At 67.8% G+C, this 15,839-nt stretch carries 11 protein-coding genes and 1 pseudogene; 1 reads left to right on the top strand and 11 read right to left on the bottom strand.

Annotated features, from left to right (window positions below; all coding sequences use genetic code 11):
• Positions 1-23: 23 nt before the first annotated feature.
• The 6 genes from OG510_RS08360 to OG510_RS08385 form a co-directional block, all read right to left on the bottom strand.
• Positions 24-890, bottom strand: a complete 867-nt coding sequence (locus OG510_RS08360) for an HpcH/HpaI aldolase/citrate lyase family protein (RefSeq protein ID WP_406136140.1) — start codon at positions 888-890, stop codon at positions 24-26.
• Positions 887-1,693, bottom strand: a complete 807-nt coding sequence (locus OG510_RS08365; RefSeq protein ID WP_406136141.1) for an SRPBCC domain-containing protein — start codon at positions 1,691-1,693, stop codon at positions 887-889. Before OG510_RS08365 ends, OG510_RS08360 begins: the two co-directional genes overlap by 4 nt.
• Before the next feature lie 136 nt (positions 1,694-1,829).
• Positions 1,830-2,624, bottom strand: a complete 795-nt coding sequence (locus OG510_RS08370) for an ABC transporter ATP-binding protein (protein ID WP_406136142.1) — start codon at positions 2,622-2,624, stop codon at positions 1,830-1,832.
• A 602-nt stretch (positions 2,625-3,226) separates the two neighbouring features.
• Complete coding sequence (locus tag OG510_RS08375; RefSeq protein WP_406136143.1) at positions 3,227-4,339, bottom strand: MFS transporter; 1,113 nt, start codon at positions 4,337-4,339, stop codon at positions 3,227-3,229.
• A gap of 493 nt (positions 4,340-4,832) precedes the next feature.
• Entirely contained in the window at positions 4,833-5,105 is a 273-nt protein-coding gene (locus OG510_RS08380) for a hypothetical protein (protein ID WP_406136144.1), read from the bottom strand.
• Between the two features lie 296 nt (positions 5,106-5,401).
• On the bottom strand, positions 5,402-5,608 hold the full coding sequence (locus tag OG510_RS08385) for a helix-turn-helix transcriptional regulator (RefSeq protein WP_406136145.1): 207 nt from the start codon (positions 5,606-5,608) through the stop codon (positions 5,402-5,404).
• Between the two features lie 939 nt (positions 5,609-6,547).
• On the opposite strand from OG510_RS08385, the gene OG510_RS08390 reads away from it, so the two are divergent.
• Positions 6,548-8,017: a hypothetical protein gene (locus OG510_RS08390; protein WP_406136146.1), complete on the top strand. Its 1,470-nt coding sequence runs from the start codon at positions 6,548-6,550 to the stop codon at positions 8,015-8,017.
• 275 nt (positions 8,018-8,292) lie between these two features.
• Here OG510_RS08390 and OG510_RS08395 read toward each other — a convergent pair.
• The 5 genes and pseudogenes from OG510_RS08395 to OG510_RS08415 form a co-directional block, all read right to left on the bottom strand.
• Positions 8,293-8,696: pseudogene (locus tag OG510_RS08395) on the bottom strand (ATP-binding cassette domain-containing protein); the annotation flags it as partial.
• A gap of 317 nt (positions 8,697-9,013) precedes the next feature.
• Positions 9,014-12,919 (bottom strand): AAA domain-containing protein, encoded by a 3,906-nt coding sequence (locus OG510_RS08400; RefSeq protein ID WP_406136147.1) that lies wholly within the window; start codon positions 12,917-12,919, stop codon positions 9,014-9,016.
• Positions 12,916-13,317, bottom strand: coding sequence for a hypothetical protein (locus tag OG510_RS08405; protein ID WP_406136148.1), 402 nt, complete (start codon positions 13,315-13,317; stop codon positions 12,916-12,918). The genes OG510_RS08400 and OG510_RS08405 overlap by 4 nt, the downstream gene beginning before the upstream one ends.
• Before the next feature lie 160 nt (positions 13,318-13,477).
• A complete protein-coding gene (locus OG510_RS08410; protein WP_406136149.1) occupies positions 13,478-14,065 on the bottom strand; it encodes a restriction endonuclease in 588 nt (195 codons plus the stop codon).
• A 408-nt stretch (positions 14,066-14,473) separates the two neighbouring features.
• Positions 14,474-15,802: a class I SAM-dependent RNA methyltransferase gene (locus tag OG510_RS08415; protein ID WP_406136150.1), complete on the bottom strand. Its 1,329-nt coding sequence runs from the start codon at positions 15,800-15,802 to the stop codon at positions 14,474-14,476.
• Between the last annotated feature and the right edge of the window lie 37 nt (positions 15,803-15,839).

Here is a 15,839-nt window from a genome sequence, read left to right on the forward strand (position 1 = left end):
GTGGCGGCGGGGCCCCGGCCCCGTCAGGCACGGCCGGTCAGCTCCCGGGCCTTGTTCAGGCCGGGGTAGGTGCGCACCGGGGCCGACATCAGGAACCGGTAGCCGTCGTCGAGCACCTGCTTGACGTTGCCGGCGGTCACATGGGGGTGGGCCACGGCGATCCCGCGTGCGTCGCAGATGTCGAGGATCTGCCGCTTGCACTCCAGGACGCGGGGGTGTTCGTACTGGCGGGGGAAGCCCAGTTCCTGGCTCATGTCGCCCTCGCCGATCAGGATCAGCCCGATGCCCGGCACCTGGTCGAGGATGTCCGGCAGGTTCTTGATACCGAGCTGGTCCTCGATCATGAGGCCCACCAGGATCTCGCCGTCGGGCGCGAGCGGCCACACGTCGGCCCTGGCGTAGTACTCGGTGTTCGAGATGCCCCAGTAGCGGGTCGCCGCGTGCGGGCCGTCCCCGCGCAGACCGGCCGGCTCGTAACGGGGGGCGTCGGGCAGCCGTGGGTAGCGGCAGGCGGCGACGGCGTTCCTGGCCTCCTCCACCGTGGAGATGTGCGGCCAGATGATGCCGAACGCGCCCAGGTCCAGGGCCTGTTTGGCGTGCCACTGTGCTTTCTCGGCGCCGTTGGCGGGGATGCGCACGAGCGGGGTGACGGCCGGGGCGAGGCTGTCCGCCTCGAAGACCCGGCGCCTGCTCAGCAGATACTGGAAACTGTCCTTGAGGGCGTTGATGTCCCAGGGCTTGTGCTCCATCTCGAACACCACGGCGTCGTAGTCGGAGTTGCTCAGCTCGATCGCGGACGCCGGGTCGGCCGCCGAGAAGGTGGCGAGGACGTGCAGCCCCGCTTCCAGGGCGCCGATCACCTTGTTGAACCTGGACGTTGTCGTTGTCATCGCCGGCCTCCCTGGCCCAGTGCTTCACCGGATGTGCTCTCGGCCGCGGACCGCGTCGCCTGCGTCGCCTGCGGCGGCTGCCCCGGGCGCCCGGACCGGCGCCCCGCCCACCACGCCCGCAGACGTGCGAACAGTCCGGCCGGGCGGGGCGGGGTCGTGGGTACGGCGGTGGATGCGGCGGGGGGCGGCTGGGTGGAGTCCACCGCGAGCGGGCCGTCCGACGGGGCGGAGGCTGCCACGCGCGGACCGATGGGCTCGGCGGAAGCCACCACGGGCGGACCATCCGGCTGGGCGGAAGCTGCCACGCGCGGGCCGTCCGGCTGGGCGGAGGCTGCCACGCGCGGACTGTCCGGCTCGGCGCACTTCTGGACCAGTTGCTCGGTGAACTCCTTCGTCATCCGGGAGACCACCATCCCCGCACCCGACTCGATCAGCTTGGCGAGCTTGCCGTTGAGTTTGATCTCGCCGTCGCAGAAGACCCGTGACCCGCCCGGGGTGTCCCCCTCGACGACCCGGAAGGTGGCGCCCGCGCTGAAGCGGGTGGCCCGCTGCCCGTCGGCGCCGCGGGCTGTGAGGCGGCCCTCGTGCGCGGACTCGTCCAGGTCCAGGGAGACCCGGGCGGCGAACTTGACGCGCAGACCGCCGAACCTGATGGCCAGGGTGCCGTCGAAGGACCCGTCGTCGTGCGAGGGCCCGAGTTCGGCGCCGCCGATGCAGGACACGACGGCCGAGGGATCGGAGATCACCTCCCAGACGCGTCCGGGCGGACTCGGTACAAGGATCTCTTCCGTGATCGATATCAAAGCTGTGAACCTCACTCGGCGGCGGGCGCGGCGTCGGCGCACAAGGGCATGACGGCGCAACCGGCTGGGCGGTCGGACGACTTGGGACGCGACGGGGTGGGTGTGCCCCGGTGGCGGAAGGCGGCGCGGCCGCGTGTTACGCGGCGGCCTTCCGTTCCTCGGCGAAGAGACCCCAGAGGTCGTTGTAGAGCTCGGAGAACTCGGGCGACTCGACGAGCGAGCCGATCTGGCGCGGGCGTTCGAAGGGGACCTGGATGACACGGCGGATCGTGCCCGGGCCCTTGGACATCACGATGACCTCGTCGGCCAGGTAGATGGCCTCGTTGAGGTCGTGCGTGACGAAGATCAGAGTCCCGTTCTGCTCCCGCCAGATGTTGAGCAGTTCCTGCTGGAGTTCGAGCCGGGTGATGGCGTCGAGCGGCCCGAACGGCTCGTCCATCAGCACGATGGACGGGTTGTAGATCAGCGCTCGCGCTATCGCGCAGCGCTTCTGCATACCGCCCGACAGCTCCCGGGGGAAGTGGTTCTCGAAGCCGGTCAGGCCGACGAGCCCGATCCAGTGCGCGATGCGCTCCTCGCGTTCCTCCCTGGGCACCTTGCGGAACTTCAGCGCCAGGCCGATGTTGGCCCTGACACTCAGCCAGGGCAGCAGATGGGACTGCTGAGTCACGTACGCGGCATCGGAGTTGACCGCGGTGACCGGTTCGCCTGCGTAGTGGACCTGCCCCTGTGTGGGAGTGAGCAGCCCGGCGGCCAGGTTGAGCACGGTGCTCTTCCCGCACCCGCTGGGTCCGATCACGGCGACGACTCTGCCGCGGTCGACCGAGAACGACACGTCCTCGATCGCCGGCCGGTGCGTGCCGGGAAACTCCAGAGTGACGTGGTCGAGACGGAGGGCCTCCGGGTGGGAGGTGCGCTGTGTGGTCGACATATCTGTCTCCTCGGCCTCCTCCTCGCAAGAGATGAAGCGGGGGCCGTGCGCTCGCGCCTGTGGCGGCATGTGTGGGTGGCGGTGCTGTGACAGGTGGTACGCCCGATGCACACGAACAGACATCGGGGCCGGGTGGACTCTCCCGCTGATGCGACCTTCGCGATACTGCGCGCCGCCAAGATTGTCCGACAACCGGTAATGGGAACGTAACACCGCCCCTCAGGTGGCACAAGAAGTGTGCAGAGAGAACCTCACATTCACAGAAACGCCGAACCTCCCCGGCGAAGGTCTGTCCGACAATGACGCTCCACGACACGGAGCAACGCCCCCATGAAGCACCCAAGAAGCACGCATGACTCCGGCCCCCGGCCTGGAGCGGACGTACTCAACAGCGCCGGGCGCGGCACGACGGGGAAAGCCCGCGCGCCACGGTCCTGGAGACCGTGGCGCGCGGGCTTTCGGGTATGGCCAGGCGGCGAAGAGGTCGCCGCGCTTCCGGACGAGCCGCTGTCCGACCGGCGCGGCTTGCCGGCTGCCGGGTGTTCAGGCGGGCTACGAGGCGCGCACGTGGACCGGGGCCGTGGACGCCGACATCAGGCCCGTCACCGGATCGACGCCGACCGCGGTGAGTGCGGCCCGCCCGCGCTGGACGTGCGCGCCGCAGCGCCAGCTCCCGTGCCGGTCGGCGGGTACGGCAGGAAGACCTTCTTACGGCCGTAGCGGCCCGTCAGCCAGGACGCCGAGACATATCCCGGAATCATGCACACGGCGCTCAGCGCGACGAAGCCGAGGCTCGCCGACATGCTCAGCCCCTTGTCCTGCAACAGGGTGGGCAGCCACGTCTGCAGCCCCCAGTAACCCCAGTTGAAGGCGAAGTTGACGACGAGCATGAGCGCGCTGACGCGGAGCAGCGGTCCACGGAACAGATCGACCGGCCGGCCCGCACGGGCCTCTGCCGCCGGGGCGGACGCGAAGACGGTGCCCTCGGGGACATCGGCCCCGAGCCGCCGCAGCACATCGGCCGCCTCCTGATGCCGTCCCTGCTCCGCGAGCCAGTACGGGGACTCCGGGACCCAGGCCCGGATAGCGAACACCCACAGTCCGGCGAGCTCACTGGCGAGGGCGACGACATGCCAGCCGAGGCCGCCCAGGGCATGGGTGACGCCGACGGCGAGCAGGACACCGATGGGCCAGCCGACGGACAGATGGACGGCGGCACGCCCGCGCAGCCGGGACGGGAGCAGTTCCAGGAAGTAGGGGAACGTCACCGTGTAGATGCCGGCGAGCGCCAGTCCTGACACGAACCGCGTGACCATGAGCACGGTGAAGTCGGGCGAGAAGGCGCTGGCCAGTGCGGTGACTCCATACGCGGCGAGCGACCACAGGCAGACCGAACGCCGCCCGATCCGGTCGGACACCGGCCCCCACACCAGGCTGCCCGGGATCATGCCGAGCGCTACGGCGGACAGGGCCCAGCCGATCGCGGACTCGTCGATCCCGAAGGCGTCGCCGAGGTCACCCGACACGTACACCAGCGCCAGCTGTTCCCACGACTCGATCACGAAGGCCATGAAAAGGGCGGCGGCGGCAAGGATGTGCGCCCGCCCGAAGGGCATGCTCTCGAACCACGCGCCGACGGGGCGGCCCGCCGCCCCCACCGCGGCCGCGGCCCCGCCGGGCACAGCGCCCGGGTCCGCATCTCTCATGGTGCTCATCGGCTGTCCTTCCGGCCTGACCAGGCTGAGGCCCCCGGAATCAGGGGTGGCGGCACCATAGACACCGGCGGTCCCCGGCACACGTGCGCGGCGCACACCCGCCCCGGGGGGAGAGCGTGCGCCGCGCACAGGGGTGATCGGACCGGATCCCGGCAGGTGGGCCCATGCTCCGCACGCCGGTGGGGCGCCCGTCAGGCGCCAGGGCCGACCACGTCAATGCGGATGCCCTGGGCCGCCCGGATTCGGGGAGATTCAGCGACGGTGAGGCCGCCGTTCTCCTTCGTAGGAGCGAACTCGACGTCCCATCCCTTGACACTTGACGAAACAGCAGGTCAGGCGGCCTTCTCCGCAGGCTCCAGAATCGCCACGCACTCCACATGGTGCGTCGTCGGCCTGGACGGGTCACGAAAAAGCCCAGGTCAGAGGCAGCCTGTCCGCCCATTGTCCCGCGTACGGGAACTCGAAGCGTCAAACGAGCGTCACACCAAACAATTTATCGTCTCGCTTCGCGACGGGCCGCCCACGCCCGAACCGACGACGCGCCAGCTGCGACGGACGAGAGAAACTGACTGGAGTGAGCCGTGCTGCGACAGGGGCTCACCGCGATCACGTCGTCGTCGACGGCCGCGCGCATGATGGAGAACGTCAGGTTGTAGGCCCGCTTGATGGCGGAGGCTCCGGCTCCCTTCTCGATCAGGGAGCGGATCCAACTCTGCATGCCCATGCGGGTGATGGCCCGCATCTCCCAGTCGGCCCAGTGGGGCATGACGTGGTTCTTGATGCTCGACGGGTGTGGGGCTCGACCACGCGGGCGTCCCACCATCGGTCGTGCCACTCGCGGAACGACGTTTCGCCGGCCCTCGGGGCTCGCATGCCGCCGCGGGCGAACTGGGTCTCCATTTCGAGGCCCCAGGCACGCGCCTGCGCCTTGAGGGGAAACGATTCGCTGAATCGGCCGCCGAGCCGGTTGCGAACCGTCGCCTGCCACTTGCCGGTCTTCAACTTGCGTAGGTACAGCCCAACTCCTCATGTCGGTACGGAAGGAACAGCTGCGAATCTGGATCAGACGCGCGCTCTCGGCGCGAGGACCGCGCGGCTGGAGATGAACTCGTCAAGGCCGGCGGCGGGGACGCATATGCACGAACGCCCCGTACCTGTGCGCAGATCGACGACTGGGAGGTCACCGGCTGCGATGAAGCGGTAGACGGTGCGGCGGTCGACGTCCAGAGCAGCGGCGACGGCGGGAATGGACAACAGGCGTGCAGGCATGGGTCAGTCCTTGGTGGGGAGGTGAGTGAGTTTCCGGCGAGCAGGCAGCCGGGGAGAAGCCGGTCCACGGTGAAGGTCGACATGCCGGGGAGGGGCGCAGCACGTCAGGGAACGGCGGATCTCCTGCAAAGCAGGAGCCAGGTCACAAAGTTGTCGACGACGGACCGGAGTGTGCGGGAGGGACATCGCGGGCGGCGGTGCTCTGCCAGTCCGCTGAAGCACCCGCCTGGTTCAGCGGATAATCGGCTCCAGGAGACAAGCGGCCTAAGCGAGACCACAGCGAAGAACTCCTTGGGGGAAAAGGGGGATTCGCCGCGCGGAGTCCCGCTCGACAACAACAATCGTCCACACGATCCCCGGTTTCGGTAACCAGGGATCCCGTGCTACAAAGATAGGGGACCGCCCATGCCGCTGGCGCGGCAAATTTCGCCTGCGCGTCGCCGAATTCGTATGACATGGCGGCCAATCCATCTGCACCTAGGTTCACTTGAAGCGACCGAACTAATCCAGTCCATTGCCGCTTAAATACGTCTGCCGTGGGCGAACTGCCATCACGAGCAGAGATGGCTGCACAATTGCCCCTAAAATAGGGCAGGACGGGCGCCTTCTAAGCATCTGCTCCATCCAATCGTTCCTCAGGTCAGATCGGGCCGAGGCAGCAAACGCAGCGCAGCGCGGCTGAATTCCCCGAAGGTAAGCCAAAGACCTACTCCCGAACGCACCATTGGCACGCCGCACCAGCGAAATTTTAGGGATGAAGCGGCACTGGAGAAGGTCTCTGGCTTCGTCACATCGGCAGCCAAATACGAGATCCCAGCAGACCCGCCGAACCCCCAAGGGAGACGGTGGCGATTCAGCCAATCCTCGGAGGCGGTCTGGCGCAACGCGGACCCCCCTTGCACGCTCATGACTCTGAATGCCGTGCAGGGAGGGGGAGTCGTGCCGGACATCGTGGAGGACAGGCCCAGCGCAGCTGCAGTACTGGAGCACCTCGTGCACCAGGTGAAGGTCGCCACCCGGTCAAACCTGGCCCTGGCCGGAAGCGTCGAGAAGGCTGCGGCCGCCGAGGACAGGCGACGATGGAAGAAGCATCAACGACAGCTCGAAGAAGCCAAGTTGGAAGCTCGGAAGTCAATTGAGAGGCCGGTCGGGCTGCGACGTAAGGAAGGGCTTCGCCCTTTTCCTAGCGCCGAACTGGGCAGTTCCATAGGACTGACCTACGCAGAGGTGCTGCATCACCTCGCGAGGGGCCTGACGCTCACACAACGCGGTGCGGCGCGAGGACTGGCGGAGCACTGGGGCAGCTTGAAATACATCCAGGCTCTGCAGGCCGGAAAAGGGCCCTTGCTATGGCTGTCTCCCGAGGGCAGGCGCACCGTGAAGTACTACAAGGCGCTTCAGTCCGACGAGTTGGGCCACGCCTTCGCCTTGGCTGCCGCCGCACGCATCCTGCGCAGCCGCTACCCCCAGCACCGCGTCTCGATCGTTCATGCGGACACGGTCCTGCGTGCCGGTTGGGCACTAACCAGCACAGAGAAGGTGAAAGGCAGCGAAGTCGGAAGTGTGGGCTATCGATTCCGACCTCAATATCTGGCCGAGGTGTGGAAGCCGTCGGAACCCTCAATGGTTTTCCCTATCGCTTGCAAGGGAAATCACACAGGGCCGGGTGCCTCACACGATCAACTGGCTTCGTCCGCCGCCTATGTCGACGGATTGCACATCGGTCCGTGGAACGAAACCCCAGGCTTCGTACTCAGCACAGAGCTCCCGGTCGACGGCCCCGTGACTGTCAATGCCCTACACGCAAGTGGGCGGGGTGGGAATCTGACACCCACGCTCCAAGAGCATGCGGACGAAATCGATTTGAATCCGGTTGTAGAGCAGAAGGACCTGCTCCCCGGCATCCAGCACACCAAAACGGCAGATCACTCCGCCACTCCCCTGCCCGGCTGCCAGCTCGATCCCAAGCGCTACGCATGGTTTCAACGTGTACTGGCGCACACCAGCGCGGCAGGGATGACCTCCTTTGCTGGAGCGGGGCGCGCCACCTCCCGCCTTCTCACCGATCGGCAGGGCCGGAAGTTCTTCCGAGGGCTCGAGCATCCCGCCTCTGGAAGCGTCCAGGACAGCGGGTACCAGCTCCTTGGCACGCACTTCACCGGCACGGACCACATCTTCCGTTTGAACGAGGCTCGAGTCGAGGCGTTCTCCGGCATCCGTACAGATCTCTTCCGGCTCCTCGCCAAGGGCAGGAGGCCAGACGTCGAATCACTGCGCAGCCGCATCTACGACCAGGGCGCGGGTTGGCCCGCCACCGGTTGGGACCCGGAGTGGGGCGGCCCAGTCTCGATCGACGAGGACGGCACGGTCCTCGCGCTTCGCGTGGTGGAGGTCAAAAGGGCGCCCTGAGTGGTGAGCGGCGATCGATGGCAGTCCTGGGCCCTCCTGAGAGACCGGCCCACGTTGTGGCGTCGTACACCGCCTGACCTGCGGGACGGGGTCCACGGTTCTCAGGGCTCTCCCAGAACCTCTCCGGAATGTGGCATCTGGGGCCGCGAGTCTCTACGAGTTCCCCGGCACGCGGGGTCGTCACTTCCCCCCAGACGACACCGTGCTCGACCGCGAGCGATGCGGGGAGATCTCGCGTTGGCTGCCACCAAGTCACGTCCTCAGACCTGGTCCGGGAGCATGACCGCCCGACCCTCGTCGGCCAGGGCGCGCAGCAACTTGCGCACCCACAGCACGCCCTCGGGGTCGAGGCCGTTGACCGCCTCGTCGAGCATGACGATGTCCGGGTCGCTGAGCAGCACTACGGCGATACCGAGCCGCTGGCACATACCGAGCGAGAACGCACCCACCCGCTTGCCGGTCACGCTGGTCGGCCCGGCCCGGTCGATCACCTCGTCCACCCGGCCACAGCTGATGCCGTGGGTGTGGGCGAGCGCCATCAGGCGGCTGAACGCGCTGCGCCTGGGGTGCACCGACTCTGTGTCGAGGAAAGTCCCGATCTCCTGCAGCGGAGCGGAGTGCTCGACGTAACGGGCCCATTCACGGTGACGGTGCCCTTGACAGGGGCGTCAAGGCTCACGTTGTGCTGCACTGCCGCCAGATCTGGCCCGCCGAGGAGTACGGGGGCATCGACATCTTCCGCTTCGCCGCAGGCGGAAAGATTGTCTAACGCTGGGACGTGCTCCAGGTCATTCCTCCTACGTCGCAGAACGACCACATCATGTTCTAGGCCGAGCGGGCGGCCCGTACCGGTGCCGGATACTTGTCGATCTCCCCGATGCCCTTGATGGCGGTCTGCAGGTGCTGGCCGGTTCGAGCAGAACGCTGGGTGCTGCCGTGCGTGCCGGTGCTGACGCGGTCGCCGGGGCGACGTTCCGTCAGCGGGCCGGGCTTTCGTCACATCGCCGTCCCGACCCGATCCACCGAGTTCTGCGACCTGACGAACAGTGGGTCCAACGCGGCCGCCCCAGCAAGAATCCGCCAGGCCGGGACTCGGACAGTCCGGTCCACGGGCTCGGCCTTCGCGCCGGTTCCTCCGGAGGGCAGCCCGGTGAGCAAGTCGCTGCGCGCGTGCATCAGCCGCAGATGACGGGCCGGATCCTGACCGTGCTCGGGCCCGGGATCAATGAGTACCGCCGTGTTCGCCCCGTCCACCGTGAACAACAGGTCGACAGTGTGTCCGCCGACGACCGCAGCTCGCTCCAGCTCCGTGACGCCCCGCAGACCGAGGTACTCCTGGAGCCTATCGCCAAGCTCTACACGCGATCCTGACGGCGCCCGCATCCCGAAGGCCGTGTCCTGTTGCGTTCCGGCCCCGGCTCGCAGGACTGCTGCTCGCTCCGCGAGCAGCGCCGGCAGCCCGGCCTGGCTCTGCCAGAGGGCGTGGCTGCCCACCGTGATCAGCTGCGACTTGGCCCGCGTGACCGCCACGTTCCACAGGTTGACCTGGCTCGCCACCCAGTGCGTCGTACGAGGTGGGGTGTTGCCGGTGGCCACCGGACTCAGCACCATCACGTCACGCTGCCCGCCTTGGAAAGCGTGTACGGTACCGACCCGCACTCGGTCGTCATCCGCCCAGACGCGTGCCAGAGCTTCCTTCTGGGCACGGAACGGTGTGACCACCCCGACTGTCGCATGGTCGGGCAACCGCGCAAGCAGTTCGTCCACCGTCTCCCGGACCTGCTCGGCCTCCGCCGCATTGCGCCAGGACTGGCCGCCGCTGCCGCGCGCGGACTCGCCGTGCGATACGTCCACCCACCCCAGCACCGGGGCCGGGTCAATCGCCCCCGCCGGGTCGACAGCAGGGACCTGGTTCCGGACATCGGTCAGGACCTGCAACTGGCCCGCGTAGCAATAGCCGTTGACCACATCCGCGATGGCCGGATGGCACCGGTAGTGCTCGTCCAGCAGCAGCGCCGCGTGACCGTGCTGCGCGGACGCGTGGTAGGACGAATACACGTGATAGGTGAGGCTGCGATCCTCAAGCTGAGCCGCCCTCAGCCCCGACCGGGTCCTTGCCTGACGCTCCTGCTGTGCGGTGATCCCAGGAATGTGCCCAAGCTGCATGGGGTCGCCGATGATCAACGCCCGCTTCGCCCGGAATAGTAGAGGAAGGACCGACGGAATGGAGCACTGACTCGCTTCGTCGATCACGACCAAGTCGAACAGCTTCGGAGCCAGTTCGAGCTGCCGTATCGAGTGCGTACTGATGGCCCATCCCTTCAGATGCTCCATCAGATTACGCTGGCTCCGCTGAAAGCCGGAGCGCTGGCGCAGTGCTTGGAGACGCTGCCCCATCAGCGAGAGGCCACGAGCCATGGCCTCGGCGGCCACTGCACTGGCCAGTTCACCGGACACTTCCGACAAGCCGGCGGCACTCTCCAGCCGCACTTCCTTCAGACCTTGCTCGTCCCGAGCGAGATACTCCGGTACAAGATCCCGAAGTGCCCGCTCCACGGCCACCGCCTCCCCCAGGGCGATAAGGAGTTCAGGCGGGACAGGCCGCTGCGTCGTCCAGCTTGGCCATACGTTCGACACACTGTCTGCGACGGCTCCGACGAGGGCGGACAGCGCCCGCCCCCTGCGCCACCGACCGAACGTGAACCACCTGGCGCCGGCCGCCTTTCGTGCCCGCTCCTCCCAGCGCGCGAGCATCACGACCTCACTGCCGGTCCATGCCGCTGCGAGCACTTCCACCGGAAGTCCAAGCTCGCCCACCCGCCGTGACCGGTCCCGTAGCAGCTCCAGCAGACGCTTCTCCTCACCGACGAGTCGGGCCGCCTCCGCCCTCTGTGACCCGACCCTTACGTGCCGGTTGCGCAGCTCGCCAGCCACAGTCGTCGAGTTGCGTCCAGGCGCCTCGACGGGCTGGGCGAGCAGCCGTTCCAGCTTCGCGGCCTCACGCTCCAGGGCGGCGGCGTTACCCGTCCGCATGAGCAGCCCTGGTGAGATCGCGTCGCACCGCTGGGCCACCACGTCCACGGCCTCGTTGTTCGTGGACGCTACGAGCACGGACTCCCCCGCAGCAACCGCTGTGGTGACCACCGCGGTCACGACCTCGCTCTTCCCGGTGCCAGGTGGTCCCGTCGCGACGGTGAGCGTACGCGTCATCGCCGAGGCGATCACCCGTTCCTGGCTCTCGTTGCACGGCCCCGGAGCCACCACGACCGGGGCGTTTCGCACAGGGGCGCCTCCGGCATCATCACCAGTCAGGAGGGCATCCAGCGCGGTACCGGACATCTCCCCGATGCGCGTGGACATCTGAAGGAGGTTGTCCACGAGAGCCTCTGTCGCGATGCGTTCCACGCCCGAAGGCGCGAGCAGGACGGCCGCGTTGTGAGCACCGGGCCGCAGCGAATCCATGACGGACCGCTCGCTGAGTGCGGACAGGTCGAGCGGCTCCAGCTCCGGCAGCCCGAGCTCAGTCAGCAACTCCCGTACGGCCGTCACCATTTGGGCACCGTTGCCCTCCTGCCAGGCCGGCTGCCAGCGAGCGAGCAGCTCGGCAGCGTCGTCGTCCTCGAGCAGCTCCGTGATCACACTCGTATGCAGGGACGGAACACCACTGGAGCGTAGACGGTCGCGACCGTCCTCATCAGGAGCAAGCTCCATCGGCTGGATCAGCAGGGGTGCGATCCGCACCGCTGCCCGCCGACGTCCGCCCCCACCACGCTCGGGCAGGGTGACGGCCGGATACCCGTACCAGTACTCCTGGAGGCTGGCTCCATCTGTCTGCGCACCCGTACTCTTCGGCCTGGGTAGTTGCTGTGGAGCAGGAAGGCCGGATCCGAGGCCGCACTGCACGCTCTCAGATCCCTGTCCCAGCAAGAAGTACGAGGAGCCGCGGCCGCTGTCCCTGTCGGGGAGCATTCCGCTCGCTGCCTGCGCGCCCAGGCAGCGAGCGTAGTAGCGCAGGAGCCGCTGCCGGTCGACACCGTCGCGGGCATCTTCCCCGGCCAGTTGCTGTGCCTTCAGCAAGGCCGTGGGCCGGACGGTGCGCGCGTCCTCGCGAGGCGGAGCCGGCAGCTGCACCGAGCGGGCCACGGAGCGCGCGAGCGGAAGCGAGTGCGTTGCCCTGATCGTGGACTTGGTCGGCCGCTGCTCCTGCGGCACGCCGCTGCGGACCATTTGCGAGGTCAGGTACTCGAAGAGATCGTCCGGGGTGATCCAGCCACTGCCCTTGATGCGCCCGCTGCGCAGCCCTTCCACGATCTCGCCAGTGAAGCGGGAGGTGCCGAGAGACGACCCTGCCGGCGCCATCGCCGATGCCGCCTGGAGCGCGTCCGAAGCAGTGATGAAGTACACGCCGGTCGGTCGCAACAGCGTGCTCGGCGCGGGTCGATCGCTGGTGTCTGCCGCGCCTTTGGCAGTCCACCCCTGTACGACTGAGCCACTGGAGCAGCAGTCGAGGAGGACTACCTTCGACGAGGCCCGGCATGACTGAAGCATCCGCTCCAGAAACTCGGCGGGTACGGCGGTGCCCGGCAGATCATCCGGATCGGCATCCCGAGTGAGAAAGTACAACTGCCCGTCGGCTTCGCAGAATTCACCATGCCCACTGAAGTACAGCAGGGCCGTCTCGCTGGACTGCCGTGCCTCCAGGAACTCCTCGATGGCATGCAGCATCTCGGCCCGAGTCGGCTCGGGGACCATCGCGCACTCGTTGTACATGCCAATCTCAGTGCTCTGTAGCACCGCCTGCATGTAGTGCAGGTCCGCCCGGACCGGCGGGAGATCGTGATAGTGGTCGCTGTCGTAGGTGGATACGCCGATGAGCATGGCATATCGGTCGTTCTGGCTCACTCCGCGCCCGGTCCGTCCTCGTCGCTGTCCGCCGGAGTGCCATCGAGGAACCGCTCGATCCGCTCCTCTTCGTTGCGTGTTTCCTTGCCGGTGATACGCAACGTCGCCCCGTCGGGCCGGGTGACGACAACTGTCCGCTGCGGCACTCGGGCCAACCACACCTGAATGCCCGCAGCGGCCAGAGAACCGCCACTGAACACCAAGCCGATCAAGTCCGTGACGGGCCCGCCCTTGTCGGTGTCGCTCACCGACGCCTGGCCGGAGACATCGAGGGCTACCTGTGGGTCCACTTCGGCGAGGGCGGCGAGCAGCTCGCGCGCTTCGCGCCGGGCACGCAGCGGATCCTCATCAAGAATGGAGACGCGATATCCGCTCGCTCCGGCGTGGCTGGTGCCCACTTGCTCCCCCTCAAGTCCCGTTGTGCAGTGCGCACACGAAGCTATAAATCTACCGAGAGCTACCTGGGCCGATGCTGCACGTTTCCGAAACCGTGCTGGTCATTGGCGCGAAACAGGCCGCCTCCAACGCCCCATGAACTTCAGGCCGGTGAGTCTCGCTTCACTCTGCCGTCGCCCCGCCCACCGAGCGGAACTCCAGATGGGCCTCCTTGACCCAGGAACCCAGCAAGTCCCGGTGCAGGGCCACGATGTTCTGTCGCCGGGCCAACCCCTGCGCGGCTTTGGTGAACGTACGGCAAGTGGTGACGAAGACGGCGACGTCCGCTCCGTGCTCAAGCCGAGCGGTGCCCACGAACTTCTGCATATCCTGGGAGGACACGCTGCGCTCAGGCGCGTACTTCTTACACTGAACAACCAGTTTGCGGCCGTCGGGGAAGTAGCCGATGACGTCGGCGCCCAGGTCACCGCTCTTGCCGCTGACGACAACCTTCGAACAGCCGTCCCTGCAGCACAGGTCGGCGACGTAAGCCTCGAAGTCCTGCCAGGACAGCGCGTCGACCTCTGTCATCGACAGCTCGCGCGCCTTGGCTTCCTCCTGCGCTCGCCACTTCCGGTCCTGGCCCACCGCATCCGAGTGCGCACGCCACAGCCTCCAGCCGATCCCGACCATCGCGATCACGCCGAGGGCGACTACAAGGACCGGCCATACCGCAGCCCAGTTCGCCGCCAGCCACACCACGGCGGCCACCGCTGCGACGCTGCCCCAGCCCAGTAAGTGCTGGCGCGTACGCTTCCTCAACCGCCGACGCCGTCGTCGTGCCGCCATTCCCTTACTCCACTCCCGCTGCCCGCCGCCTGTGATCCGCAGTGTGAAAGCCCCGCCTCATCGCGGCAAGAGGGCCAACACGGATCGGTACGACACGCTCGGCCACTGCGCAGGCTTGGGGTCGGGGAGCCACGGTCCCACGAACCTGGCGGCAAAAGACTCCCTCCAATGCGCTGACATCATGCAGCCAGGAAGCCGTCCGACCAGCAACACAAGCTGCCTGACGGCCCATCAGAACGAGCGTCAAATGAGCGTCACGACGCCTCGGAGAGCGTCATTCCAGCGTCAAGATATCGCCCGTAACGCCCACACCGCACCCAAACCCGCAGGTCAGGCGTCCTTCGCGACCGGCTCCAGAATTGCCACGCACTCCACGTGATGCGTCATCGGAAAGAGATCGAACGCCCGCAGCACCCGCACCTTGTACCCGCCATCGCGGAAGTACGCCAAGTCCCGTGCCAGCGCCGCCGGGTCGCAGGCCACGTACGCGATGCGGCGGGCGCCCAGGGATGTCAGGTGTTTGACCGTCTGCTTGCCCGCGCCCGCCCGGGGCGGGTCCAGGACGATCAGGTCCGTCTCCGTGATGCCCGTGCGGGGCAGGGCCGCCTCGACCTTGCCGTGTTCGATGCGGACCCGCGGCAGTTCCTTCAGGTTGTGCCTGGCGTCCTCGCACGCGCGCTTGGACGACTCGATGCCGAGCACCGCGCCCTGCTCGCCGACCCGTTCGGCGATGGCGCCCGCGAACAGGCCGACGCCGCAGTACAGGTCGAGCGCCGAGTCGCCCTTGCGGGGCATCAGGCCCTGCATCACCGCCTTCAGCAGGGTGTCGGCCGCCTGCGGGTGGACCTGCCAGAAGCCGCCCATGCCGACGCGGTACGTGCGGCCGTCGGCCCGTTCACGGACGAAGGGGCGGCCGTGGACGCGGTGCACTCCCCCGTCGTGCTCCTCGACGCGCAGCACCGAGACCGGCTTGTCGAGCTCGACCAGGGGCAAGCGGCCGCCCGGCTTCGGGGTGAGGACCACCTGGCGGTCGCTGGAGCCGGTGGCCGCGATGGCCTCGACGGATGCCAGCTGCGGCCATGCGCGCTTCTCGATGCCCAGTTCCGTGACGCCCTGCGCCGCGATCATGCAGTGGTCGACCGGCTCGACCTCGTGCGAGCGGTGCTTGCGCAGGCCCGCCCTGCCCTGGTCGTCCACCGTGTACTGGACCCGGGTGCGCCACGCGGGCACCTCGCCCGGCGGCAGTTTGTCACCGGCGGCCGGCATCACGGTGCCGTCCCAGCCCGCTTCCTCCGGGGTCAGGCCCGCCAGCCGCTGGAGCTGCTCGGTGATCACTTCGCCCTTGAGCCTGCGCTGTGCGCCCGGCTTGGCGTGCTGCCAGTCGCAGCCGCCGCACCGGCCGGGGCCGGAGAAGGGACACGGGGCCTCGACCCGGTCCTTGGACGCCTCGATGATCCGGACGGCGTCGGCCCGCAGGAAGCGTGAGCTCTCCTCGCCGTCGGTCACCCGGGCGACGACCTTCTCGCCGGGCAGGGTGTGCCGTACGAAGAGGACCCGGCCCTCCTCGGTGCGGGCGATGCAGTGGCCGCCGTGCGCGACGGGGCCGACCTCGACCTCGTACTCCTCCCCGACCAGCGATGACGTGGGTTCTGTCTGCATGGCGGGGGGACTCCAGAAGATCAAAAGGGAACAGCCG

Source organism: Streptomyces sp. NBC_01089 (genome assembly GCF_045162975.1).
GTDB lineage: Bacteria > Actinomycetota > Actinomycetes > Streptomycetales > Streptomycetaceae > Streptomyces.

What these genes read in the sequence shown, in the direction of transcription:
- OG510_RS08360 (WP_406136140.1), bottom strand. Translation starts at nt 890, where the DNA reads ATGACAACGACAACGTCCAGGTTCAACAAGGTGATCGGCGCCCTGGAA.
- OG510_RS08370 (WP_406136142.1), bottom strand. Translation starts at nt 2,624, where the DNA reads ATGTCGACCACACAGCGCACCTCCCACCCGGAGGCCCTCCGTCTCGAC.
- OG510_RS08375 (WP_406136143.1), bottom strand. Translation starts at nt 4,339, where the DNA reads ATGAGCACCATGAGAGATGCGGACCCGGGCGCTGTGCCCGGCGGGGCC.
- OG510_RS08380 (WP_406136144.1), bottom strand. Translation starts at nt 5,105, where the DNA reads ATGCCCCACTGGGCCGACTGGGAGATGCGGGCCATCACCCGCATGGGC.
- OG510_RS08385 (WP_406136145.1), bottom strand. Translation starts at nt 5,608, where the DNA reads ATGCCTGCACGCCTGTTGTCCATTCCCGCCGTCGCCGCTGCTCTGGAC.
- OG510_RS08415 (WP_406136150.1), bottom strand. Translation starts at nt 15,802, where the DNA reads ATGCAGACAGAACCCACGTCATCGCTGGTCGGGGAGGAGTACGAGGTC.